Genomic DNA, 23,993 nt, shown 5'->3' with positions numbered 1-23,993 from the left:
AACGCGATGGCCTTGCTACAGCTGGAGCGCATCAGCGCACAGTACCCCGGCAACCCGGAACCGGTGTTGGCGGATATCTCCCTGAGCCTGGGGCCCCGGCAATTGCTGGTCGCCCTCGGCCCGTCCGGCAGTGGCAAAACTTCGCTATTGAACCTGATTGCCGGTTTCGTCGAACCCAGCGCCGGGCGCATCACCCTCGACGGCGTGCCAGTCAATGGCCCGAGCGCCGAGCGCGGCGTGGTGTTCCAGGACGACGCGCTGCTGCCGTGGCAAGACGTGCTGGCCAACGTCGGGTTCGGCCTGGAACTGGCCGGTTTCGCTCGGGACAAACGCGAAGCTCGCGCCAGAGAAATGCTCGCCCTGGTCGACCTTTCCGGTTTTGAACAGCGCCGCATCTGGCAGCTTTCGGGCGGCCAGAAGCAGCGTGTCGGCCTGGCCCGTGCCCTCGCCGCCGACCCACGCGTGTTACTGATGGACGAACCTTTCGGCGCCCTCGACGCCTTCACCCGCGAGCAGATGCAGGAGCTGTTGCTGCAAGTCTGGCAACGCACCGCCAAACCGGTGTTCCTGATTACCCATGACATCGAAGAAGCCGTATTCCTCGCCACCGACCTGATTCTGTTGGCGCCGAACCCTGGGCAAATCGTCGAGCGCCTGCCCCTCGATTTCGGTCAGCGTTATGCCGCCGGTGAGTCGGCCCGCTCGATCAAATCCGACCCGCGTTTTATCGAAACCCGCGAACACGTACTCGCCAAAGTGTTCTCCCAACGCAGTGCCGCCCAGCGGCAGGAGCGCGCATGAGCAGCTACGAAATTCCCGTCGCAGCGATAACGCCAGGCTCAGCCGTGATTCCGGCGAGTCGCCGTTTGAGCACTCGCTGGATCAGTGTGCTGACGCTGGTTGTTCTCGTTGCTATTTGGTGGGCCGTGACGGCGACCGGCTTGATCGAGCCGCTGTTCCTGCCGCCGCCCTCCGCCGTGCTGCAAAAAGGCTGGCTGCTGGCGACCTCGGGTTATATGGATTCAACCCTGTGGCAGCACCTTGGCGCGAGTCTGAGCCGCATCGGCCTGGGCCTCGGTTTTGCGATTCTCACTGCCGTGCCAGTGGGAATCGCCATCGGCGCCAACCGTATCGCCCGTGGTGTGCTTGACCCGCTGATCGAGTTCTACCGGCCAATTCCACCGTTGGCTTATCTGCCGCTGATCGTGATCTGGTGCGGCATCGGTGAATTGTCGAAAGTGCTGCTGATCTACCTGGCGATCTTCGCCCCGATTGCCATCGCCACCGCCACCGGTGTGCGCACGGTCGACCCGGCCAAATTGCGTGCCGCGCAGTCGCTGGGCGCGACGCGTGTGCAGTTGATTCGCCACGTGATCTTGCCGAGTGCCTTGCCGGACATTCTGACCGGTGTGCGCATTGGCCTGGGCGTGGGTTGGTCGACGCTGGTCGCCGCCGAATTGATCGCCGCCACCAGCGGTCTGGGCTTCATGGTGCAATCGGCCGCGCAGTTTTTGGTCACCGATGTGGTGGTACTGGGGATTCTGGTGATTGCACTGATCGCCTTCGCGATGGAGTTGGGCCTGCGTGCCCTGCAGCGCAAACTGGTGCCATGGCATGGCCAGGCCCACTGATTACTGAATGAACCTGTGGGAGCGGGCTTGCTCGCGAAAGCGGTGTATCAAGTGACATAAATGTTGAATGACACGCCCTCTTCGCGAGCAAGCCCGCTCCCACAAAAAGCACGGCACCCGGATTTAAGAGAACCACCATGAGCCAGTTGACCATCGTCCCATTAAGCTCCGCCCTCGGCGCACAAATCAGTGGCATCGACATCAGCCAGCCGCTGAACCTGGAGCAGCGCGATACCATCGAACAGGCCCTGCTCAAGCATCAAGTCCTGTTCTTCCGCAACCAGCCGATCACGCCACAACAACAGGCGCGATTCGCCGCGAATTTCGGCGACCTGCACATTCACCCGATCTACCCGAATGTGCCGGAGCAACCCGAAGTGCTGATCCTCGACACCGCCGTCACCGACGTGCGCGATAACGCGATCTGGCACACCGACGTCACCTTCCTGCCGACCCCGGCCATGGGTGCGGTGCTCAGCGCCAAGCTGCTGCCGGAGTTCGGCGGCGACACGTTGTGGGCCAGCGGGATTGCGGCGTATGAAGCCCTGTCGACGCCGATGAAAACCTTGCTCGAAGGTCTGACCGCCACCCACGATTTCACCCGTTCGTTCCCGCTGGAGCGCTATGGCAACACGCCTGAAGCACTGGCCCAATGGGAAGAAGCACGGCGCAAGAATCCGCCGCTGTCGCACCCGGTGATCCGCACGCACCCGGTGAGCGGGCGCCGCTCGCTGTTCGTCAACGAAGGTTTCACCTCGAAGATCAACGAGCTGTCGGAAACCGAGAGCGAGGCGATTCTGAAGTTCCTGTTCGCCCATTCAACGCGACCGGAATTCACCATTCGCTGGCGCTGGCAGCAGGACGACATCGCGTTCTGGGACAACCGCGTGACCCAGCATTACGCGGTGGACGATTACCGCCCGGCGCGGCGGGTGATGCAGCGGGCGACGGTGTTGGGGGATGCGCCTTTTTTTCGCTGAACCGCCTGTTTTTGTAGTGACGCTGATGGCCCCTTCGCGGGTAAGCCCGCTCCTACAGTGTTCGAGTCGTATACATAATCTGTGAACACCGCCGAACCTGTGGGAGCGGCGGTGCGACGATTCGACTTGCCCGCGAAGAGGCCGGAGCAGGCACCAGAAATCCAGTGCCGATCACTTATTGCGCAGTAGAAGGCTTCTCCCAAAGATTGATTCCGCCCTCCTGGGCAAACCGGTCAATTTCCGCCAGCTCCTCTGCACTGAAGCTCAGGTTCTTCAACGCCCCGACATTCTCGATGATCTGCTCCGGCCGGCTCGCGCCAATCAAGGCAGAAGTGACCCGAGGATCACGCAGGGTCCAGGCCAGTGCCAGTTGCGCCAGGCTCTGGCCACGACGCTTGGCGATTTCGTTGAGTGCCCGCACCTGGGCAATGTTGGCCTCGGACAAATGCGACGCCTGCAACGAACCACCGCCCGGACGGTTGACCCGCGCATCCGACGGCACGCCGTTGAGGTATTTGTCGGTCAGCAAACCCTGGGCCAGCGGGGTAAAGGCAATCACGCCGGTGCCGAGTTCGTCGGTGGTATCCAGCAGGTCTTTTTCCACCCAGCGATTGAGCAGGTTGTAGGCCGGCTGGTGAATCAACAACGGGACTTTCCACTCCTTGAGCAGCGCCGCCATTTCACGGGTTTTCACTCCGGAGTACGAAGAGATGCCGATGTACAACGCCTTGCCCTGCTGCACCGCTGTGGCGAGTGCGCTGGCGGTCTCTTCCAGCGGGGTGTCCGGATCGAAACGGTGGGAGTAGAAGATGTCCACATAATCCACGCCCAGGCGTTGCAGGCTCTGGTCGAGGCTGGCCAGCACGTACTTGCGCGAACCCCCGCCCTGTCCGTAAGGGCCGGGCCACATGTCCCAACCGGCCTTGCTGGAAATGATCAACTCGTCGCGGTACTGCTTGAAGTCTTCACGCAGTAAACGGCCGAAGTTGATCTCGGCGCTGCCGTACGGCGGGCCATAGTTGTTGGCCAGGTCGAAGTGGTTGATGCCCAGGTCGAATGCCGTGCGCAACAACGCGCGCTGGGTATCGATCGGCGTGCTGTCGCCGAAGTTGTGCCACAGGCCCAACGACAGCGCCGGCAGCACCAGGCCACTGCGGCCCACGCGGCGGTAAGGGATGGAGTCGTAGCGGTTTTCGGCAGCGGTGTATGTCATCGAATCCTCTCTTGTCTGTCTTGAATCTGGTATCGACTGCTTCGCCAGTCGCCCAGCATACGCTCAGACAAACGCCAGAAAACCCCGGACTCGACTAATTGCTGAAACGTTTCATATATTTCCCGGCTGACAAGCTACCGTGCCCTCCGCAAACACCTCCCCCAACCAATCCACAAACACCCGGACCCTGGGCGACATGTGTCGGTTGTGCGGGTACAGCACTGAAACCGGCATTGATGGCGGTGGGGTGTCGGTGAGGATTTCCTTGATCAACCCTTGGGCAATTTGCGTTTCCATCCGGTAATGCGGGCACTGGATCAGGCCCAGCCCGGCAATCGCCGAGGCGGCGTAGATTTCTGCGCCGAACACCGAGATCGCACCGTCGATGGCCACTTCCTTGAGTTCACCGTCCACCATGAATTCAAACGGGAACAACTTGGCTGTCGTGCGCGAAACGTAGTTCACCGCACGGTGCTGGCTCAGGTCGGCAAGGCTTTTCGGTTCGCCGTATTTGCGCAAATAGGCGGGGCTGGCGCAGGTGATCTGACGCAGGTTGGCGACACGCTTGCCGATCAGCGTGGAGTCACCCAATGTTCCTGCCCGCAACACGCAATCGATACCTTCGGTGATCAGGTCGACCTGGCGGTCAGCCTCGCTGATGGACAGTTCGATGTCGGGATAACGCGCCATGAATTGCGGCAATGCCGGGACCACGAAGTGCTTGGCCAATGTCCCGTGCAAGTCCACCCGCAACCGCCCCTTCGGTGCCACGCCGCGAAACGCCAATTCCGCTTCTTCCAGCTCTGCCAGCAGTTGCACGCAACGCAGGTAGTAGGCCTCGCCATCCAGCGTCGGACGCACTTTACGCGTGCTGCGCTCCAACAAACGCGTACCCAGCCAGGCCTCGAACTGATTCAAGGTGTGGGTCAGCGTCGCGCGTGGCAGGTTCAGGTCATCGGCCGCCAACGTGAAGCTGCTGCGCTCGTAGATCCGCACAAAAACCTTCATCGCTTTGACTTGGTCCACAGCTCACTCCAGGCATTCAATTGTTGGCGATTATTGAACAGTCAAGGCAACTCTCGTGCATTTATCGACCTGAGTAAACATGTGAAATTGGCTTCACACCCCATCAACAGGAACACCAACATGGCTCATCAAACTCTGAAAGTTGCCATCGTGACCGGCGCCTCCCGCGGCATCGGCGCGGTCATCGCCAAACAACTGGCCAGCGAAGGTTTCGCCGTTGCCATCAACTACGCCAGCAGCGCCACCGAAGCCTCGAAACGGGTGGTGGAGTTGCGTCAGGCCGGCCACCAGGCCATAGCGATCAAGGCCGATGTGGCCAATGCCGACGACGTGCGCCGGATGTTCGACGAGGTTGAAACCCAGTTCGGCAAGGTCGATGTTTTGGTGAACAACGCCGGCATCCTCAAGGTGCTGCCACTGGCGCAACACAGCGACGAACTGTTCGAGCAGAACTTCAACATCCACGCTCGCGGTACCTTCAATACCCTGCGTGAAGCGGCGACCCGTCTGAACAGCGGTGGCCGGATCATCAACTTCTCCAGCAGCACCGTCGGCATGAACCTGCCGGGCTACGCGGTGTACATCGCCAGCAAAGCGGCAGTGGAATCCCTGACCCAGGTGTTCGCCAAGGAAATGCGCGGCCGCAACATCACCGTCAACGCCGTAGCCCCGGGCCCCGTGGCCACCGACTTGTTCCTGCACGGCAAGAGCGAAGAACAGATCCAGACCTTCGCCAGGATGGCGCCACTGGAACGCCTGGCTCAGCCAGAAGACATTGCCCGTGTCGTGTCCTTCCTCGCCGGGCCGGATTCGACGTGGGTCAATGGGCAGATTTTGCGGGTCAATGGTGGGTTGGTTTAACTATGCTCAGACAGACACCGCGATAGCGGTTTGTCAGGCAAAAAAATCCATGGGAAGCACACACCATGCACACCACCATCATCATCACCTTCGGCCTGATCCTCCTGGCGCTGATGGTCTACATCGGCGAGAACATCGGCTTCACCCGCCAAACCCTGGCCTACAGTTTTATCGTGCTGTGGCTGGCGCTGACGCTGATCAATGGCGCAGTCGGCATAGTGCATGCCGGCCAGCCTTTGAGCACCGAACTGGTGGTCGGTAGCGCCGTGTTCGGTGTCCCGGTGGCGGCGCTGGTATTGTTCATGGTGTTGACCACCGAGACGTGAGGGTCTGATCAACGCACCAGATGCAGGAACTGCATGTGCCGTTCGTACTGGTCGAGGATGTCGTTGATGATCTGCTCCTTGGTGTAGCCCACCAGATCGTAATCCTGACTGCCCTCGCTCAAATGCACTTCGGCCCGGTAGTAGCGGCGATTGTTGAGTTGCTTGGAACCCATGCCGCCACGGGCAAACGACGGCGTGAAATAGCCGCGCATCTGCACCTGATACACGAACGGATGCTGGTCGCCGTGGCCGATTTCCAGGCTGACGCTGTCATTGGCCGGGTCCGGGTGTGTCGCTACGTGCAAACCCTTTTCGATGAACACGGCAGACACTTCTTCAATCGCCGGGCGCACCGTCGTATCGAGGAAGCGATAGACCTCATCCCGCGACGGGAAATGCACCGCCTGACTCAAACGCTGACGCCAACCGCCCCGCCGTGAACCCGACACCGGTGCCAAGGAATGCATCTGCGCAATCTGCTTCTGCGACTCCAGATAAAACGCCTTGTGCAGCCCCCACATCATCAACAGCAAGATTAGCGAGAACGGCAGCGAGGTGAGGACCACCGCCGACTTCAACGCATCGATGCTGCCGGAAAACAGCAGCGCGCTGGTCACCAATGCGGTCATCGCGCCCCAGAACACTCGCAGCCATTTCGGCCCGTCTTCATCCGGGTTGCCGCCCTTGGCGGACAGCGTCGACAGCACCACGGTGCCGGAGTCGGCGGAGGTGACGAAGAACACGAAGCTGATGAACACCGTGACCGCAATGACGGTTTTGCTCCACGGGTAGGTTTCCAGCAGCAGGTAGAGCGTCATCGACGGATTGTCGATGGCCGACATGCCGAGCGCGCTCATGCCATGGTTGAGTACTTGATCGATGGCGCTGTTACCGAAGATCGACATCCACGCCAGGGTGAAGCCGAGCGGAATCAACAGCACGCCGAAGACGAACTCGCGAATGGTGCGACCACGGGAAATCCGTGCGATGAACAAGCCCACGAACGGCGACCATGCAATCCACCAGGCCCAGTAGAACACCGTCCAGCCCCCCAGCCAGTCGCTGGGTTTGTCGTAGGCGTAGAGGTCGAAACTCTTCATCGGCAAGGCGCCGAGGTAGTCGCCGAGGTTCTGGATCAGGGTGTTGAGCAAGTGCTGCGTGGGGCCGGCGAACAATACGAACAGCAGCAGCGCGCAGGCCAGCAGCATGTTGATGTCGGACATGACCCGCACGCCCTTGTCGACGCCGGAGACCGCAACGATGATCGCAGCCCCCATCATCAAGGTGATCAGGCCGACCTGAATCCATTGGGTGTGGGCGATGCCGAACAGGTAGTCCAGGCCCGAGTTGAGGTGCAACACACCGAAGCCCATATCGGCACCGAGGCCGAACACCGTGGCGATGATGCCGAAGCCATCCACCGCGTAGCCGATGGGGCCATTGATGCGCTTGCCGATCAGCGGGTACAGCGCCGAGCGCAGGGCCAGTGGCAAGTTATGCCGGTAGGCGAAGTAGGCCAGCGCCATGCCGACAAAGGCGAACACGCCCCAGCCATGCAGGCCCCAGTGCAGAAACAGAATCTGCATCGCCTGACGCGCCGCATCCGCCGTACCGGCCTCACCCTGGGGCGGTTGCAGCATGTGGGTCAGCGGCTCGGACACGCAGAAGAAAAACAGGGTGATGCTGATCCCGGCGGCGAACAGCATGCCGGCCCAGGACAAATAACTGAACTCGGGTTCGTCGTGGTCGGCACCGAGCTTGATCTTGCCGTAGCCGGATAAGGCGGTGACCACCACGAAGACCAGATACAGGGTCATCGCCAGCAGGTAATACCAGCCGACCGTATTGGCCGCCCAGTTTTGCGCCGCCAGCAACCAGGCACCGGCCTGCTCGGGCATGGCGATGACAACGACACCAAACAACAGGATGAAACTCGCCGAGAACCAGAACACCGGCGGATTCATGCGGATCAGGCCGCTTGGAGGGATGGACGATGCACTCATGTTCGGTGCACCTCGAAGGGGTAAAACGTGGCTGTAGAAATCGGACTCAGCAAAGGCAAGCCTCCTGTTGTGAGCGGGCAGCGAACCGCCGGTTTAACTTGAATGAACGTTCAAGTTAAACATGGATAGGGGGCTAAGGACTAATCGCAGGGCTCGGCGGTGGTGTTCTTACGCTAGCTCAAGGGAGGAAGTAAGTAGGATTTAAAAGCTTCGCGAGCAGGCTAGCTCCCACAGGGTTCTTGGTTGGCCACAACGTTGTGTGCACCAGAGATCCATTGTGGGAGCGAGCCTGCTCGCGAAGAGGCCAGAACAGTCAGCGAAGATTCAGGAGACTACTTCTGCGCCCCATCATCATGCTGCAGATTCGCCTGGGTCAGGTTGCTGCCCGCCGGCACGCTACGGGTCAGCCAGACGTTGCCGCCAATGGTCGAGCCCTGGCCGATGGTGATCCGCCCGAGAATCGTCGCCCCGGCATAAATCACTACGTCATCCTCGACAATCGGATGCCGAGGCTGGCCTTTCTGCAGTTGACCGTCTTCGTCCGCCGGGAAGCGCTTGGCCCCCAAGGTCACGGCCTGATAAATCCGTACACGCTCGCCGATGATCGCGGTTTCGCCAATCACCACACCCGTCCCGTGGTCGATGAAGAAACTGCGGCCGATCTGCGCACCGGGGTGAATGTCGATGCCGGTGGCCGAGTGAGCGATTTCCGCGCTGATCCGCGCCAGCAGCGGCAACCCGGCGCGATACAAATGGTGGGCCAGACGATGGTGAATCACCGCCAGAATCCCCGGATAGCACAACAACACTTCATCGACACTGCGGGCCGCCGGGTCGCCGTGATAGGCGGCCAATACGTCGGTGTCCAACAGGCTGCGCAACCCGGGCAAAGCGAGGGCGAAGTCCTGAATGATCTGGATGGTCCGGGCTTCGACTTCAGTCTCGGCCTGGGCACTGTGGCGCGCGGCGTAGCGCAATTCGAGCCGTGCCTGGGCCAACAGCGCATTCAGCGCCACATCCAGGGTGTGGCCGACGTAGAAGTCTTCGCTCTCTTCACGCAAATCCACCGGCCCCAGGCGCATAGGGAACAACGCACCGCACAGGGCTTCAAGAATGTCCGCCATGGCTGCGCGGGACGGCAATTCGCGTCCGCCCTGCTCGCCGCTGGCCCGGCCGTTTTGTGCTCGCCACTGTTCACGTGCCGTGCGCAGCTGGCTGACGATGGTCTGCAATTGCCAATGGCTGGAACGCTCACTCACGGTAAAAAACTCCTCACGGGCGGCCGGACTGTCTGGCCGCACTGACCGCGATTACTTTACGGCAAGGGCCGCGAGGCAAATTAAGAACCAATAGTGCTGTGCTCAGTTCGATTGGCTATAAGCGATTGGCGGTTGCCCCAACTTTTTGGCGTGCCTATAGTCCTGAGATCTTCAACCGCCAGTACGGACTCATGATCAAACAACAGCTCGCCCGCTTTAACCGCCTTGACCTGCTCGGTCAGCCCACCGCCCTGGAAAAACTCGAACGCTTGTCGACCTGGCTGGGCCGAGACCTGTACGTCAAGCGCGATGACCTGACGCCGCTGGCGATGGGCGGCAACAAGCTGCGCAAACTCGAATACCTGGCCGCCGATGCCTTGGCCCAGGGTGCCGACACCTTGATCACGGCGGGCGCGCTGCAATCGAACCACGTGCGCCAGACAGCCGCCATTGCCGCAAAGTTGGGCCTGGGCTGCGTAGCCCTTCTGGAAAATCCTCTCGGCACTGACGACAGCAATTACACCGGCAACGGCAACCGCCTGTTGCTCGACCTGTTCGATGCCAAGGTCGAACTGGTGGAAAACCTCGACAACGCCGACGAACAACTGCAAGCCCTGGCCAACCGACTGCGCAGCAACGGCAAGAAGCCGTACCTGGTGCCGATCGGTGGTTCCAATGCGCTGGGCGCCCTGGGCTACGTGCGCGCCGGGCTGGAACTGGCCGAACAGATCAAGGACACCGGCCTGAAGTTCGCCGCCGTGGTCCTGGCCTCGGGCAGCGCCGGTACCCACAGCGGCCTGGCACTGGCCTTGAGTGAAGCACTGCCGGATCTGCCAGTGATCGGCGTGACGGTTTCGCGCAGCGATGAAGATCAGCGGCCAAAGGTTCAAGGCCTGGCCGAACGCACGGCCGAGTTGCTGGGCGTCAGCCTGCCGGACGCTTTCAAAGTCGAGTTGTGGGACGAGTATTTCGCCCCGCGTTATGGCGAGCCGAATGCCGGGACACTGGCAGCGGTGAAGCTGCTGGCGAGTCAGGAAGGCTTGCTGCTGGACCCGGTCTACACTGGCAAGGCCATGGCGGGCTTGCTGGACGGGATCGGCCGTCAGCGTTTCGACGAGGGTCCGATTATCTTCCTGCACACCGGCGGGGCGCCGGCTTTGTTTGCCTATAAGGATTATCTGACGGGTTGACGCGCTTGCGTGGCAGGAGAGCTTGCCTGTGGCGAGGGAGCTTGCTCCCGCTGGGGTGCGAAGCGCCCCTAAAACCTGCGATGCGGTATTTCAGTTAAATCGCAATGGCAGGTTTTTACGGCTGCTGCGCAACCGAGCGGGAGCAAGCTCCCTCGCCACAAATGGATCGAGACATATTCAATATAAGAATAACAAATAGTATATTTATTATTTTCTTATCTAAAGGCATCATCTTATAGTCACGCCGCAGGCGAATTTGCAGCGAGACGCATAAGCTGCATTAGGGCAGGATATCGCAGTCGTCCAAATCCCGAATTTGCCAACTTTCCTAAAGCGTCTTCCATAAGAAAACACAGGGGCTTGTCATGAATTTTTCCGCATTACGTCGCAATCTGCTGGTGGGCTCGCTGGGCCTGGCACTGAGCGCCGGCCTGATTGGCCAGGCGGTTGCCGGTGAGCAACTGCAAAAAATCAAAGACGCCGGCGTGATCAACGTTGGCCTGGAAGGCACTTACCCACCGTTCAGTTTCGTCGACGCCGACGGCAAACTGACCGGCTTCGAAGTCGAGTTCTCTGAAGCCCTGGCCAAAGAGTTGGGCGTGAAGGTCAAGCTGCAACCGACCAAATGGGACGGCATCCTCGCGGCCCTGGAATCCAAGCGTCTGGACGCAGTGATCAACCAGGTGACCATCTCCGAAGAGCGCAAGAAGAAGTATGACTTCTCCGAGCCATACACCGTTTCCGGGATTCAGGCGCTGGTGCTGACGAAGAAGGCCGCCGAGCTGAACATCAAGTCCGCCGCTGACCTGTCTGGCAAGAAAGTCGGCGTAGGCCTGGGCACCAACTACGAAGAGTGGGTGAAGGCTAATGTGCCGACCGCTGACATCCGCACCTACGAAGATGATCCGACCAAGTTCCAGGACCTGCGTGTCGGCCGTATTGACGCCATTCTGATCGACCGCCTGGCCGCGCTCGAATACGCCAAGAAGGCCAAGGACACCACCGCCGCCGGTGATGCGTTCTCCCGTCAGGAAGCCGGCATCGCCCTGCGTAAAGGCGAGCCTGAACTGCTGGCCGCGGTGAACAAGGCAATCGATAAGCTGCGCGCCGACGGCACCCTGAAAAAGCTCTCGGAAAAATACTTCAACGCTGACGTCACTCAATAATGGGAGAAGCTTTCCAACTCGCACTGGACTCCGCGCCCTTTCTGCTCAAGGGCGCGTATTACACGGTCATTCTCAGCCTGGGCGGGATGTTCTTCGGCCTGGTGATGGGGTTCGGCCTGGCGCTGATGCGCCTGTCGCGCTTCAAACTGGTGAGCTGGATCGCCCGCATCTACGTGTCGTTCTTTCGCGGCACGCCGTTGCTGGTGCAACTGTTCGTGATCTACTACGGCTTGCCGCAATTGGGTCTGGAACTGGATCCGCTGCCGGCGGCCCTGATCGGCTTCTCGCTGAACATGGCCGCCTACGCCTGTGAAATCCTGCGTGCCGCGATCAGCTCCATCGAGCGCGGCCAGTGGGAAGCGGCTGCCAGTATCGGCATGACCCGCGCGCAAACCCTGCGCCGGGCCATCCTGCCGCAGGCGATGCGTACCGCATTGCCGCCGCTGGGCAACAGCTTCATTTCGCTGGTCAAGGACACCGCGCTGGCCGCTACCATCCAGGTGCCGGAACTGTTCCGTCAGGCACAGCTGATCACCGCCCGCACCTTCGAAATCTTCACCATGTATCTTGCCGCCGCACTGATCTACTGGGTCCTGGCCACGGTGCTTTCGCACCTGCAGAACCAGCTGGAAGCGCGGGTCAATCGGCACGACCAGGAGTCCTGACCCGATGATTGTCGTGGAAAAACTGACAAAGCAGTTCAAGGGTCAAGTCGTGCTCAACGGCATCGATCTTGAGGTAAAGGAAGGCGAGGTGGTCGCGATCATCGGCCCTAGCGGTTCGGGCAAGACCACCTTCCTGCGCTGCCTGAATTTTCTGGAAGAACCCACCAGCGGCCGGATCAAGGTCGGCGATATCGAAGTCGATACCAGCCGTCCCCTGAACCAGCAGCAGAGCCTGGTGCGGCGTTTGCGCCAGCACGTAGGTTTCGTGTTCCAGAACTTCAACCTGTTCCCCCATCGCACCGCCCTGGAAAACGTCATCGAAGGCCCGATCGTGGTCAAGAAGACCCCACATGCCGAAGCCATTGCCCTGGGTAAAAAACTGTTGGCCAAGGTCGGTCTGGCGGGCAAGGAGGACGCTTACCCGCGTCGCCTCTCCGGTGGCCAGCAACAGCGCGTGGCGATTGCCCGGGCGCTGGCGATGGAGCCGGAAGTGATCCTGTTCGATGAGCCGACCTCGGCCCTCGACCCGGAACTGGTGGGCGAGGTATTGGCAACCATCCGCGGCCTGGCCGAAGAGAAGCGCACCATGGTGATCGTCACCCACGAAATGGGCTTTGCCCGGGACGTGGCCAACCGTGTGGTGTTTTTCGACAAGGGTGTGATCGTCGAGCAAGGCGAAGCGAAGGCGTTGTTTGCCAACCCGAAAGAAGAACGAACCAAACAGTTCCTGAGCAAGTTCCTGAATAACGCTCACAACTAATAATCCTGCGCAACAACGGTAATCTTCCACGGATGGAAGTTACCTACCCCCTCGAAATACGCGTCATTAATATCAAACTAAACTTATCTATTCGAGATGCATATCTTGTGCGCGCACGCGGCACATACATATGCATCTCCACAATTAAAAAGCTCTAATCCAATCAGATCGCCCATCGCAAGACAGTGCTTGTGACTTGCACAAACCCGCCCATATCCCCCCGATTTCAGCAGATAAATTCGACGCAACGGCGTGGTTTACTTACTTGTGATCGTAGGAACTTTCTGAATAGCACCACACACCACCCACAACTAACAAATCTTATTGACACCTGATCTTCCTGGCTCTTATCTAGTCTCCAGCCAGCGATACTCATCACGCTTCAATCATTATTTAAACTCAAAGTAATGAACGGTTTTCTGTTCGACTATTAGTTTTTTGATATTCCAGAAACGGACTTCGTTGCAAGACCTCAAGGAGACTTCATGAAAAGCACCTCGAACAAATCCGGGCTTGTGGCCCCGACCCTGGCGCAATCCAACAAGACCGGCATCAGCGTCACTTGTGCGGCTCACTTGCTGATCGAGGTAGCGCCCTACCCCGCCATGGACGAAGGCGACCTGATCGAACTGTTCTGGGACAACTGCTACGTGGCCTCCCGCGTGCTGACGGCCAGCGATGTCGATCGATCGGTGCAGTTGCGCGTGCCTGAAAGTTTTGTCGCCAACGGTACTTCGCGCATTTACTACCGGGTCATGCAGATTGGTCGAGACCCGGTGGTTTCGGCCAGTCGAAACGTGCAGATCAAACTCGACTGCCCTGGCGGCCAACCCTCCGCGCTGTGCGGCGATGAAAACCAGTGCCTGGCACCGGTGAGCATTCCCGAGGCGATTCGCCGTCAGGGGGTCAATCCGAGCCAGGTCAAACGCGGTGTGCCCTTGACCATCGAGCCGTACCTGAACATGGCCGTCGACGACGAAATCACCCTGCGCTGGGGCGATGTGCGCATGGATCTGCCACGGCTCAAGTCCGCCGATGTGGGTCAACCGATTCAGGTCTGGATACCGCCGGCCATCATCCTCGAAGCCGGCGAAGATCTGCGGCTGGAAGTGACGTACTGCATTCTCGACCGGGTGGGCAACAACTCCCGCTGGGCGCCGGCCCGTACGCTGAAGATTGGTTGTGCAAATACCTATCTGAAAGTCCCGAAGAAGCAGCCCCTCAAGGCTGCTGAACCCCGCGAAAAATGATCACAACCCCTGTGGCGAAGGGGCTTGCCACAGGGATTGCGCCACCCCCGAGAACACCCTTCTATGTATATTCCTAAAAGTTAGTTCATAAAATATTTATACACGTTTAGGGTATATACACCGGACCACCGGACATCCTTGTTTTCATGCGCGGCCACAAGCGGCGCTTCCATAAGATGTGAGGTAGGTATGGTCCGGAACACAATCACCCCAGTGCAGATCGCCAGGGCATTGCGTGCAGCCAAGGAGCGGCACTGATGTCTAGTCTGGCAGATGCAATCGTCCAGAGTGACCTGGACATCGCCCCGCTGTTGTTGCCCGCAAAAGTCTTGCGCAATGACGCTCAAGCCATCAAGGCGGCCCACGAACTGGCGCAAGTCGCCCGTCTGCATGCGGCCAAACGTGACCGGCAGCGCAAGCTGCCGTGGGCGGAAATCGAACAGTTCACCCGCAGCGGCTTGGGCAGCATTTTCATTCCCCGCGAGTACGGTGGCCCGCAGGTTTCGTTCGTTACCCTGGCCGAGGTTTTCGCGATCATTTCCGCGGCCGACCCGGCGCTTGGGCAGATCCCGCAAAACCAGTTCGGCATTCTGAACCTGGTACTCGGCAGCGCCACCGAAGCACAGAAAAATCTGCTGTTCAAAAGCGTCCTGGATGGCTGGCGCATCGGCAATGCCGGACCGGAACGCGGCACCAAAAACACCCTGGAACTGAAGGCTCGCATCACCGCTGACGGCGTCCTCAACGGCCAGAAGTTCTATTCCACTGGCGCACTGTTCGCCCATTGGGTCGCGGTCAAAGCGTTGAACGATGACGGCAAACAAGTGTTGGCGTTCATCCGGCGCGGCACACCGGGATTGCGCATCGTCGATGACTGGTCCGGTTTTGGTCAGCGCACCACCGCCAGCGGCACGATTTTGCTCAACAACGTGCAGGCCGATCCCGAACTGGTGGTGGATAACTGGCGGATCAACGACACGCCGAACATCCAGGGTGCCGTCTCGCAGCTGATTCAAGCGGCCATCGACGCCGGTATCGCCCGAGGCGCCATCGACGACGCCATCGACTTCGTGAAAACCCGCGCCCGGCCGTGGATCGACGCCAAGGTCGAACGGGCCAGCGATGACCTCTACGTGATCGCCGATATCGGCAAGTTGAAAATCGAATTGCACGCCGCCGAAGCGCTGCTGCGCAAGGCCGGGCAAGTGCTCGATGACGTCAGTGCCGCACCCTTCACCGCCGAGTCCGCCGCCCGCGCCTCGATTGCCGTGGCCGAAGCCAAAGTACTGACCACCGAGATTTCGTTGCTGGCCAGCGAAAAGCTGCTCGAACTGGCCGGCAGCCGCGCGACCCTCGCCGAATTCAACCTCGACCGCCACTGGCGCAACGCCCGGGTGCACACCCTGCACGATCCGGTGCGCTGGAAGTATCACGCGGTCGGCGCCTATCGCCTCAACGGCACGCTGCCTAATCGCCATTCCTGGATCTGACGACCAGACATCTGGAGAAACATATGACACGTTCTCACCACGTCGCGGTCATCACCAGCGATGAACAAGCCCTGATCGTCGCCAGCGACCTTGCCGAAGACTTCAAACGCGACAGCGCCACACGCGACCGCGAGCGCCGTTTGCCACACCCGGAACTGGAGGTGTTCTCCCGCTCGGGCCTGTGGGGCATCAGCGTGCCAAAGGAATACGGCGGCGCCGGTGTTTCCAACGTCACCCTGGCCAAGGTCATCGCCTTTATCGCCCGGGCCGACGGCTCCCTGGGGCAGATCCCGCAGAACCATTTCTACGCCCTCGAAGTACTGCGGGTGAACGGCAGCCACGAGCAGAAGAGACGCCTGTATGCCGAGGTTTTGGCCGGCCAGCGCTTCGGCAATGCGTTGGCCGAACTCGGCACCAAAACCGCACACGATCGCGTCACCAGCCTGACTCGCGACGGCTGCGGCTATCGCATCAATGGTCGCAAGTTCTACGCCACGGGCGCGATCTACGCCCAGCGCATTCCCACCTCGGTGGTGGATGAAAACGGCGTGCAGCAACTGGCGTTCGTCCCGCGCAACAGCAAGGGCCTGAGCGTGATCGACGACTGGAGCGGCTTCGGCCAGCGCACCACCGGCAGCGGTTCGGTGGTGTTCGAAGATGTCTACGTCGCCGCCGAAGATGTCATCCCCTTTCAAAGCGCTTTCGAGCGCCCGACTCCGGTCGGCCCGCTGGCGCAGATTCTCCATGCCGCCATCGACACCGGCATCGCCCGCGCCGCGTATGAAGATGCGCTGCACTTCGTGCGTACCAAAACCCGGCCGTGGATCGACGCCACCCACGAAAAAGCCACGGACGATCCACTGACCCTCAAGAGCTTCGGCCACCTGAGCATTCGCCTGCATGCCACCGAGGCACTGCTGGAGCGTGCCGGTGAATACCTCGACCAGGCCCAGGCCGACACCCATGCACAGACCGTCGCGGCTGCGTCGATTGCCGTCGCCGAAGCCCGTGCCCTCAGCACCGAAATTTCCCTGGCCGCCGGCAGCACGCTGTTCGAACTGGCCGGCAGCCAGGCGACCTTGATCGAACACGGCCTCGACCGCCACTGGCGCAACGCCCGGGTGCACACCCTGCACGACCCGGTGCGCTGGAAGTACCACGCCGTCGGCAATTACTACCTCAACGATGAAAACCCGCCGCTGCGGGGGACCATCTGATGGCCAAGAAGAAAATTCTGCTCAATGCCTTCAACATGAATTGCATCGGGCACATCAACCACGGTTTGTGGACGCACCCGCGCGACACATCCACCCAATACAACACCCTCGAATACTGGACCGAACTGGCGCAACTGCTAGAGCGCGGGCTGTTCGACGGTCTGTTCATCGCCGACATCGTCGGGGTCTACGACGTCTACCAGAACTCGGTGGACGTACCGCTGAAAGAGTCGATCCAGTTGCCGGTCAATGACCCGCTGTTGCTGGTTTCAGCGATGGCGGCGGTGACGAAAAACCTCGGTTTCGGCCTGACCGCCAACCTCACCTACGAAGCGCCGTATCTGTTCGCCCGCCGCCTGTCGACGCTGGATCACCTGAGCCGTGGGCGGGTCGGCTGGAACATCGTCACCGGCTACCTGGACAGCGCCGCCAAGGCCATGGGCCTGAGCGAACAGGTCGAGCATGACCGTCGCTATGACCAGGCCGATGAGTACCTGGAGGTGCTCTACAAACTCCTGGAAGGCAGTTGGGAAAACGGCGCTGTGCTCAACGATCCACGGCAACGGATCTACGTGCAGCCAGACAAAGTGCACAAGGTCCAGCACAAGGGCGAGTTCTATCAGGTCGAGGGTTATCACCTCTGTGAACCCTCGCCGCAACGCACGCCGGTGCTGTTCCAGGCCGGCAGTTCGGATCGCGGTTTGCTGTTCGCCGGGCGACATGCCGAGTGCGTGTTCATCAGCGGCCAGACCAAGGCATCGACCAAGGTGCAGGTGGACAAGGTGCGCGCCAGCGCCGTCGAAGCCGGGCGCAATCCCGAGGACATCAAGGTGTTCATGGGTCTGAACGTGATCGTTGACGCCACCGAAGAGCTGGCTTGGGCCAAGCACGCCGAATACCTGAGCTACGCCAGTGCCGAGGCCGGCGTGGCGCACTTCTCGGCGTCCACCGGGATCGATTTTTCCCAATATGAAATCGACGAGCCGATCCAGTACGTGAAGAGCAACGCGATCCAGTCCGCCACCAAACACCTGCAAAACAACGACTGGACCCGACGCAAACTGCTGGAACAACACGCCCTCGGCGGGCGTTACATCACCGTGGTCGGCTCACCGCCGCAAGTGGCTGATGAACTGGAATCCTGGATCGCCGAAACCGGTCTCGATGGTTTCAACCTGACCCGCATCGTCACACCGGAAAGCTATGAGGATTTCATCGAGCTGGTGATTCCCGAGTTGCAACGGCGGGGCTCGTACAAGACGGCGTACGACAGCGGCACCATGCGCGAAAAGCTGTTTCAGCGGGAGGCGCATTTGCCTGAGCAACATACCGGTTCGGCTTACCGCCGCTAAAAGCTTCGCGAGCAAGCCCGCTCCCACAGGGGAATGCATTCCAAATGTGGGAGCGGGCTTGCTCGCGAAGAGGCCCCACCAGACACCAAAAAATTAATGCACTGACTGGATAACTCATCATGAAAAAGAACTACCTCTCCCACCCAGTCAAAGCACTGGCCCTGGCCCTCGGCCTGTTCAGCTCGGTGACCTTCGCCGCCGACGCCCCACTGAAAATCGGCACCACCGCCGCTTTCGCCATTCCCCTTGAAGCAGCCGTCGAAGAAGCCTCCAAACAAGGCCTGAAAGTCGAGCTGGTGGAGTTCACCGACTGGATCGCGCCGAACGTCAGCCTCGCAGCCGGCGACATCGACGTGAACTACTTCCAGCACATCCCGTTCCTGGAAAACGCCAAGGCAGCATCCGGTTTCGATCTGGTGCCGTTCGCACCGGGCATCATCAACAACGTCGGCCTCTACTCGAAGAAATACAAAAGCTTCGACGAACTGCCGCAAGGCGCCAGCGTGGCCATCGCCAACGATCCGATCAACAGCGGTCGTGGCTTGCAGTTGCTGGCCAAGGCCGGTTTGATCACGCTCAAACCCGGCGTCGGCTACAAGGCCACCGAAGAAGACATCATCGCCAACCCGAAGCACATCAAGATCCTCCAGGTCGAAGCCGTGCAACTGGTACGCGCCTATGACGATGCCGATCTGGTGCAGGGCTACCCGGCCTACATTCGCTTGTCGAAAACCTTCGATGCGGGCTCCGCGCTGCTGTTCGACGGCCTCGATCATAAGGAGTACGTGATTCAGTTCGTGATCCAGCCCAAGAGCAAAACCGACCCGCGCCTGATCAAGTTCGTCGACATCTACCAGCACTCACCCGCTGTGCGCGCCGCACTGGATAAAGCTCACGGCAAGCTCTATCAAGCCGGTTGGGAAAGCTGAACATGACCGCCGCCATCCAACGGCGACTGGAGCTTCCAGAGCCTGCAAAAGCTGCACAAACCGAGCTGCATCCCGAGCTCAATCGTGCTCATGTGCGCTTCATCAATCTGGGTAAAACCTACAACGGCCAGCAAGGCCCGGTGGCCGCGTTGCACGGCATCGACCTGGCCATCCAGCGCGGCGAAGTGTTCGGCATCATTGGTCGCAGCGGCGCCGGCAAGTCGTCGCTGATCCGCACCATCAATCGCCTGGAACAGCCGAGCAGCGGTCGGGTGCTGATCGATCAAGTGGACATCGGCGAGTTCGACGAAGACCGCCTGGTGGCGTTGCGTCGGCGCGTCGGCATGATCTTCCAGCACTTCAATCTGATGTCGGCCAAGACCGTTTGGCAAAACGTCGAGCTGCCCTTGAAAGTCGCCGGCGTGCCCAAGGAACAACGCGAACAGAAGGTCCGTGAACTGCTGGAGCTGGTGGGCTTGCAGGCCAAACACAAGGCTTACCCGGCGCAATTGTCCGGCGGGCAGAAACAGCGCGTGGGCATTGCCCGGGCGCTGGTGCATGACCCGGAAATTCTGCTGTGCGACGAAGCCACCTCGGCGCTCGACCCAGAGACCACGCAGTCGATCCTCGGCCTGCTGCGCGAGATCAATCAGCGCCTGGGCCTGACCATTGTGCTGATCACCCACGAGATGGCGGTGATCCGTGAGATCTGTGATCGAGTGGTTGTCCTGGAACACGGGCACATCGTCGAGCAAGGGCCGGTTTGGGAAGTGTTCGGCAATCCGCAGCATGAGGTTAGCAAGACATTGCTGGCGCCGTTGCAACACGCATTGCCCAAAGAGCTGCAAAGCCGTTTGCAGGCGCAGCCAGATTCCCCGGACGCCGCCGTGGTCCTGCGCTTGCAGTTCACCGGCAGCCAACGCGACGAGCCGGACCTGGCGGCACTGTTCAGCGCCCTCGGAGGCCGTGTGCGATTGCTCCAAGGCGGCGTGGAACGGATTCAGGGCCATGCCCTCGGGCAACTGCTGCTGGCGGTAACCGGCTCGACTCTCGGTGCCGAAGAGTTGCGTCAACGCGCCTCCCATTGGGCTCAACAAGTAGAGGTACTGGGCTATGTGGTTTGATCGCTTGCTACAGGGTTTCATCGATACGTTCTTGATGGTCGGCGTGTCGTCGTTGATCGCGCTGTTGGCGGGCATTCCGCTGGCGGTGATCCTGGTCACCAGCTCCAAGGGCGGCATCTACGAAGCTCCGGCGCTGAACCGCGCACTGGGTGCGTTCGTGAACCTGTTTCGCTCGATTCCGTTTCTGATTTTGATGGTGGCGCTGATTCCGTTCACTCGCCTGATCGTTGGCACCACCTACGGCGTGTGGGCGGCCGTGGTGCCGTTGACCATCGCTGCCACGCCGTTCTTTGCGCGCATTGCCGAGGTCAGCTTGCGTGAGGTCGATCATGGATTGGTCGAAGCGGCGCAAGCCATGGGTTGCCGGCGTTGGCACATCGTTTGGCATGTGTTGTTGCCGGAAGCGCTGCCAGGGATTGTTGGCGGGTTCACGATTACCTTGGTGACGATGATCAATTCGTCAGCCATGGCCGGCGCGATTGGCGCGGGTGGGCTGGGGGACATCGCCTATCGGTATGGGTATCAGCGGTTTGATAGCCAGATCATGTTGACGGTGATTGTGTTGCTGGTGGTGTTGGTGGCGGTGATTCAGTTGGGTGGGGATCGGTTGGCTCGGGGGTTGAACAAGCGTTGAGATCACAATGCCTAACCCTCGACAAACGAGGAGCCGAACGTCGATTGCCGAAGTACGTGTGGCAGCGGAGTTACATCATGGATTGAGGCTCACACTAGTGGATTTACCTCTATAATTCTTAACTGCTAGATCAAGATATTCGAGTCTTGGGGGCATGAGTGGACTTATATTCCGAGGCTGCACAGGACCTTTAATGTGTAACTCATTGACTACAACAAAGCCATCAACTATTCGATCGCGCAACTTATCGAATAGATAGTTCTCAAAAGCTTCACGCCCTATTTTTTTGTATTTATTCGTTGACATATATTCCTCCGACTTCTGTTCAAACAGCAACCTGGAAACCTCTCCAATAAACTTATCCCCCGACACTGTAAATCCACGATAAAAATCAAAATATTCCATATCCGCAAGTGAAATCTCATATAAAAACAGAGGGTTTTTTTTACTTGCTACCTTTTCCAAACTTTTTCGATATATATCAGCTCCTGCCCGAAGGGTAGAGGTAAAAACAGTCAGACTACCGTACCGGGCAAAGGCGTGCTTATCAGAATTGGTTCCCTCAAATCCGCTTCTCATTACTTCCCCGGGGGAACGGAAATCATATCGGTACACTGTACTTATTTCCCGAACAGAGTTGCTTCTTCTGGGTCCTCGCCTGTCAGGTCTCATTACACTTCCCCCCGGAATTTCTATTGACGCTTCATCCCCTGAGCTCTCTACAACTGCCAAGCTTTCAGCGTTGTGCGCTATCGCTGATACATAGGGTTCTGTTGCGTTTGCAGATGACTCAGAATTCTCACCAGTCGTAATCGATTTATTATTCGGCTTTCCAAAGGGCATTCGCCCATCTACATCTTGAAGTATCACCGGATTATTTCTAACCATTTTGAACAGATTAACCCCGTCTACGTCCCACGCCGGATCCGGGATTATCCAGCGTTGCAACCATGGCGCGTAATATCGATAACCATAGTAATAGAGCCCCGTCGCATCCCGTTCCTTGCCCGAATAGCGAATGGTCTTGTACTGCGCCACCAGTGCACTTTTGCCCGCCCAGCACGCCGTGCCACCAAAGGGGTAATAGTGCTCCTGGGTCAGCACGCCCGCTTCGTCATCCAGTTCCAGGGTGCTGGAGCCGAGGTGATCGCCGAGGCTGTAGCGCCATTGATCGTCATGAGCACCTTCGGGCCAGTGCAGCGCCCGCACGTTGCTGCACCCGGCTTCGACGCTGATGACGTGGTGTTCCTCACCATCGGCCTGGCGGTGGATTTCCAGGCCGGGGAGGTAGCGGACCTCGCTGCGCAGGGTGCGCCCGCTGCTGTGGGCGAACCCCGTTTTGCGCAAGCGGTGGCCGGGGCGGTCGTAGCGATAGCATTCGTAGTCGTCGGGCTCGGTTTCGCGTTTGACCAACGTCACGCGGCTCAATTGATTGCGGCTGTCCCAGGTCATGGCTTGCCCGCGTTGCAGTTCCTGTTGATTGCCACCGGCATCAAAACCCGAGTCGATATCTGGCTCGCCCGGCAGCGAGCCGTCATCGCGTTGCGCGAGGCTACGGTTGCTTCGTGTCGAGGTGAACATCGAGAAGCCGGGCGCATCGCTGTGGTGGCGGGTAATCAAATTCCCGGCCCGGTCGTACTCGAAGCGCTGGGTGTAATTACGCCGCTGGCTGGGGTCCAGCGGCGTGGGTAGCAGTGTCGGCAATGCCGGGCCATGACTCGGCTGGCTGGCCTCCCAGCCCTGGGCTTCGACCAGTTGATACAGGCTGTCGTAGCGGTAGCGATTGATCGGCTCGATGCGCTGGTTGTTGAAATGGCTGACGGCTTGGGACTGGTCGTGCAGTTCGACAATGTTGCCCACCGGGTCGTAGACGTAGTTCAGGTCCTGCAAGGGGTTCTGGTTCTCGACCGCCGCCAACAACCGGATCAGCCGGCCGTCTTCGGCAGCGTATTCGATGCGGGTCAGCACGCCATTGCCAGCGGTTTCGCGTTCGATCTGATCCTGGGCGTTGTAGCGAATGTTCCTGACCAGGCATTGCGGCGACTGCCCTACTCCGGCCAATTGCAGCCAGGCCTCACTCGATTTTCCTGCCACGTCGTAGGCAAAGGTTCTGACGTTGCCCATGGCATCGGTTTGTTCCTGAAGCTCGCCGGTGGGGTTGAAGATGTGGCGAGTGATGAATGATTGAGCTTCCAGACACGCCTCGCGGTCAGCGATATCCAGGGGCCAATCAGGTGTGTCGAGGTCAACGAGGAAGTGTCGATCTTCAACCAGCACGGCACCGGCAAGCCCATAGTCGGGAAAGATTTGAGTACCCGCCGGATCGTCATGACGGATCACCTGCCCGCACTGGTTGTGTTCGGCGAATGCAGGGCTGCAATCTCCGTAGGTCAAGCGTTCCACCACACGAGGTCGTTCCCCCGCGTCCTGTTCCGTGACGGTGATCGGTCGCTGTTGTTCGTCGAACTCGGTATGACGCTGACTGCCTCGTGCATCCCAGAGTGAACAGGGCGAACCCGCCTGATCCAGCACACTCAACTGCCACCCGGCATCGACGCTGTCCGTCAGCAACGGTTGATCGTTCAAGCCGTAAATCGTGGTCAGGTTCGGCTTCGGCGCCGTGCCCCACAACCGTGGGTCCCACGACTCGACCAAGCGGCCTGCCGCGTCGAAGCGTTGCCGGGTGATGCGCGGGTCAATCTCCGGGCTGTCGGGATGACGGCAATAGCCGACGCTGCGAACCGTCAGGGCGCGTGGATCGATGACCGAGAGTGTTGGTGTCGCGGTGTGGTGATAAGCGTTCACGGCATTGACGGTCCTTCGCTTTGACTGAGGAAAGACTGGGCTTTTTTTGGCAGGGGCGAAACTGTAAGAAGTAACAGGTCGGCGCCTGTGAAATCGCCATCGTCGGAACGCC

21 protein-coding genes are annotated in these 23,993 nt (G+C 59.7%); 16 read left to right on the top strand and 5 right to left on the bottom strand.

Annotation, left to right across the window (positions count from 1 at the left end; translation table 11 throughout):
• Window positions 1-6 precede the first annotated feature (6 nt).
• From tauB to tauD, 3 genes are all read left to right on the top strand, one after another.
• Window positions 7-801: a taurine ABC transporter ATP-binding subunit gene (tauB, locus tag KGA85_RS03770; RefSeq protein WP_223457358.1), complete on the top strand. Its 795-nt coding sequence runs from the start codon at window positions 7-9 to the stop codon at window positions 799-801.
• Window positions 798-1,631 (top strand): taurine ABC transporter permease TauC, encoded by an 834-nt coding sequence (gene tauC, locus KGA85_RS03765; RefSeq protein WP_154910735.1) that lies wholly within the window; start codon window positions 798-800, stop codon window positions 1,629-1,631. Before tauB ends, tauC begins: the two co-directional genes overlap by 4 nt.
• Before the next feature lie 137 nt (window positions 1,632-1,768).
• Complete coding sequence (gene tauD, locus KGA85_RS03760) at window positions 1,769-2,611, top strand: taurine dioxygenase (protein WP_223457350.1); 843 nt, start codon at window positions 1,769-1,771, stop codon at window positions 2,609-2,611.
• 175 nt (window positions 2,612-2,786) lie between these two features.
• Here the strand turns inward: tauD and mgrA are convergent, their stop codons facing one another.
• Both mgrA and KGA85_RS03750 read right to left on the bottom strand, forming a co-directional pair.
• Window positions 2,787-3,824, bottom strand: coding sequence for an L-glyceraldehyde 3-phosphate reductase (gene mgrA / locus KGA85_RS03755; protein ID WP_223532859.1), 1,038 nt, complete (start codon window positions 3,822-3,824; stop codon window positions 2,787-2,789).
• A 111-nt stretch (window positions 3,825-3,935) separates the two neighbouring features.
• Complete coding sequence (locus tag KGA85_RS03750; protein ID WP_223457346.1) at window positions 3,936-4,850, bottom strand: LysR family transcriptional regulator; 915 nt, start codon at window positions 4,848-4,850, stop codon at window positions 3,936-3,938.
• 120 nt (window positions 4,851-4,970) lie between these two features.
• Here KGA85_RS03750 and KGA85_RS03745 point away from each other — a divergent pair, with 120 nt between their 5' ends.
• Both KGA85_RS03745 and KGA85_RS03740 read left to right on the top strand, forming a co-directional pair.
• Window positions 4,971-5,711, top strand: a complete 741-nt coding sequence (locus tag KGA85_RS03745) for an SDR family oxidoreductase (RefSeq protein ID WP_223457344.1) — start codon at window positions 4,971-4,973, stop codon at window positions 5,709-5,711.
• A gap of 65 nt (window positions 5,712-5,776) precedes the next feature.
• Window positions 5,777-6,037, top strand: a complete 261-nt coding sequence (locus KGA85_RS03740) for a hypothetical protein (protein ID WP_223457342.1) — start codon at window positions 5,777-5,779, stop codon at window positions 6,035-6,037.
• 8 nt (window positions 6,038-6,045) lie between these two features.
• On the opposite strand, the gene betT is transcribed toward KGA85_RS03740, so the two are convergent.
• Both betT and epsC read right to left on the bottom strand, forming a co-directional pair.
• Entirely contained in the window at window positions 6,046-8,001 is a 1,956-nt protein-coding gene (gene betT, locus KGA85_RS03735; protein WP_223532864.1) for a choline transporter BetT, read from the bottom strand.
• 371 nt (window positions 8,002-8,372) lie between these two features.
• Entirely contained in the window at window positions 8,373-9,299 is a 927-nt protein-coding gene (gene epsC / locus KGA85_RS03730; protein WP_223457340.1) for a serine O-acetyltransferase EpsC, read from the bottom strand.
• 191 nt (window positions 9,300-9,490) lie between these two features.
• Between epsC and KGA85_RS03725 the strand changes: the two genes are divergently transcribed.
• From KGA85_RS03725 to KGA85_RS03675, 11 genes are all read left to right on the top strand, one after another.
• The gene (locus KGA85_RS03725; RefSeq protein WP_223457339.1) at window positions 9,491-10,489 is read left to right on the top strand and encodes a D-cysteine desulfhydrase; all 999 of its coding nucleotides are present in this window, start codon (window positions 9,491-9,493) and stop codon (window positions 10,487-10,489) included.
• A gap of 365 nt (window positions 10,490-10,854) precedes the next feature.
• Window positions 10,855-11,655, top strand: a complete 801-nt coding sequence (gene tcyJ, locus KGA85_RS03720) for a cystine ABC transporter substrate-binding protein (protein WP_223457337.1) — start codon at window positions 10,855-10,857, stop codon at window positions 11,653-11,655.
• Entirely contained in the window at window positions 11,655-12,320 is a 666-nt protein-coding gene (gene tcyL / locus KGA85_RS03715) for a cystine ABC transporter permease (protein ID WP_046040764.1), read from the top strand. The genes tcyJ and tcyL overlap by 1 nt, the downstream gene beginning before the upstream one ends.
• 4 nt (window positions 12,321-12,324) lie before the next feature.
• Window positions 12,325-13,080, top strand: coding sequence for an L-cystine ABC transporter ATP-binding protein TcyN (gene tcyN, locus KGA85_RS03710; protein WP_223542920.1), 756 nt, complete (start codon window positions 12,325-12,327; stop codon window positions 13,078-13,080).
• Window positions 13,081-13,565: 485 nt separating this feature from the next.
• Window positions 13,566-14,330, top strand: a complete 765-nt coding sequence (locus KGA85_RS03705; protein ID WP_223542919.1) for a hypothetical protein — start codon at window positions 13,566-13,568, stop codon at window positions 14,328-14,330.
• A 257-nt stretch (window positions 14,331-14,587) separates the two neighbouring features.
• A complete protein-coding gene (locus tag KGA85_RS03700) occupies window positions 14,588-15,820 on the top strand; it encodes an SfnB family sulfur acquisition oxidoreductase (protein ID WP_223542918.1) in 1,233 nt (410 codons plus the stop codon).
• A 23-nt stretch (window positions 15,821-15,843) separates the two neighbouring features.
• The gene (locus tag KGA85_RS03695) at window positions 15,844-17,037 is read left to right on the top strand and encodes an SfnB family sulfur acquisition oxidoreductase (RefSeq protein ID WP_223457323.1); all 1,194 of its coding nucleotides are present in this window, start codon (window positions 15,844-15,846) and stop codon (window positions 17,035-17,037) included.
• A complete protein-coding gene (locus KGA85_RS03690; RefSeq protein ID WP_223542917.1) occupies window positions 17,037-18,389 on the top strand; it encodes an LLM class flavin-dependent oxidoreductase in 1,353 nt (450 codons plus the stop codon). The genes KGA85_RS03695 and KGA85_RS03690 overlap by 1 nt, the downstream gene beginning before the upstream one ends.
• Window positions 18,390-18,508: 119 nt before the next feature.
• Window positions 18,509-19,318 (top strand): MetQ/NlpA family ABC transporter substrate-binding protein, encoded by an 810-nt coding sequence (locus KGA85_RS03685; protein ID WP_223457320.1) that lies wholly within the window; start codon window positions 18,509-18,511, stop codon window positions 19,316-19,318.
• A 2-nt stretch (window positions 19,319-19,320) separates the two neighbouring features.
• Window positions 19,321-20,442 carry a methionine ABC transporter ATP-binding protein gene (locus tag KGA85_RS03680; protein ID WP_223533344.1) on the top strand — a complete coding sequence of 374 codons (1,122 nt, stop codon included), beginning with the start codon at window positions 19,321-19,323 and terminating at the stop codon, window positions 20,440-20,442.
• The gene (locus tag KGA85_RS03675; protein WP_223457316.1) at window positions 20,432-21,076 is read left to right on the top strand and encodes a methionine ABC transporter permease; all 645 of its coding nucleotides are present in this window, start codon (window positions 20,432-20,434) and stop codon (window positions 21,074-21,076) included. Before KGA85_RS03680 ends, KGA85_RS03675 begins: the two co-directional genes overlap by 11 nt.
• 75 nt (window positions 21,077-21,151) lie before the next feature.
• Here KGA85_RS03675 and KGA85_RS03670 read toward each other — a convergent pair whose 3' ends face one another.
• On the bottom strand, window positions 21,152-23,881 hold the full coding sequence (locus KGA85_RS03670; protein WP_223457314.1) for an RHS repeat domain-containing protein: 2,730 nt from the start codon (window positions 23,879-23,881) through the stop codon (window positions 21,152-21,154).
• Window positions 23,882-23,993: the final 112 nt, after the last annotated feature.

Source organism: Pseudomonas sp. GL-B-12, from assembly GCF_019955895.1.
Classification (GTDB): domain Bacteria; phylum Pseudomonadota; class Gammaproteobacteria; order Pseudomonadales; family Pseudomonadaceae; genus Aquipseudomonas.
Note: the sequence above shows the minus strand (reverse complement) of the source record. Positions and strands in the feature narration are given on the sequence as shown.

Bases quoted from the DNA above. Each gene is read 5' to 3' on its own strand.
- mgrA (WP_223532859.1), bottom strand. From the start codon at position 3,824: ATGACATACACCGCTGCCGAAAACCGCTACGACTCCATCCCTTACCGC.
- KGA85_RS03695 (WP_223457323.1), top strand. From the start codon at position 15,844: ATGACACGTTCTCACCACGTCGCGGTCATCACCAGCGATGAACAAGCC.
- KGA85_RS03685 (WP_223457320.1), top strand. From the start codon at position 18,509: ATGAAAAAGAACTACCTCTCCCACCCAGTCAAAGCACTGGCCCTGGCC.
- tauB (WP_223457358.1), top strand. From the start codon at position 7: ATGGCCTTGCTACAGCTGGAGCGCATCAGCGCACAGTACCCCGGCAAC.
- KGA85_RS03705 (WP_223542919.1), top strand. From the start codon at position 13,566: ATGAAAAGCACCTCGAACAAATCCGGGCTTGTGGCCCCGACCCTGGCG.
- tcyJ (WP_223457337.1), top strand. From the start codon at position 10,855: ATGAATTTTTCCGCATTACGTCGCAATCTGCTGGTGGGCTCGCTGGGC.
- KGA85_RS03690 (WP_223542917.1), top strand. From the start codon at position 17,037: ATGGCCAAGAAGAAAATTCTGCTCAATGCCTTCAACATGAATTGCATC.
- KGA85_RS03700 (WP_223542918.1), top strand. From the start codon at position 14,588: ATGTCTAGTCTGGCAGATGCAATCGTCCAGAGTGACCTGGACATCGCC.
- KGA85_RS03745 (WP_223457344.1), top strand. From the start codon at position 4,971: ATGGCTCATCAAACTCTGAAAGTTGCCATCGTGACCGGCGCCTCCCGC.
- betT (WP_223532864.1), bottom strand. From the start codon at position 8,001: ATGAATCCGCCGGTGTTCTGGTTCTCGGCGAGTTTCATCCTGTTGTTT.
- KGA85_RS03725 (WP_223457339.1), top strand. From the start codon at position 9,491: ATGATCAAACAACAGCTCGCCCGCTTTAACCGCCTTGACCTGCTCGGT.
- KGA85_RS03680 (WP_223533344.1), top strand. From the start codon at position 19,321: ATGACCGCCGCCATCCAACGGCGACTGGAGCTTCCAGAGCCTGCAAAA.
- tauC (WP_154910735.1), top strand. From the start codon at position 798: ATGAGCAGCTACGAAATTCCCGTCGCAGCGATAACGCCAGGCTCAGCC.
- tcyN (WP_223542920.1), top strand. From the start codon at position 12,325: ATGATTGTCGTGGAAAAACTGACAAAGCAGTTCAAGGGTCAAGTCGTG.
- KGA85_RS03740 (WP_223457342.1), top strand. From the start codon at position 5,777: ATGCACACCACCATCATCATCACCTTCGGCCTGATCCTCCTGGCGCTG.
- tauD (WP_223457350.1), top strand. From the start codon at position 1,769: ATGAGCCAGTTGACCATCGTCCCATTAAGCTCCGCCCTCGGCGCACAA.
- KGA85_RS03675 (WP_223457316.1), top strand. From the start codon at position 20,432: ATGTGGTTTGATCGCTTGCTACAGGGTTTCATCGATACGTTCTTGATG.
- tcyL (WP_046040764.1), top strand. From the start codon at position 11,655: ATGGGAGAAGCTTTCCAACTCGCACTGGACTCCGCGCCCTTTCTGCTC.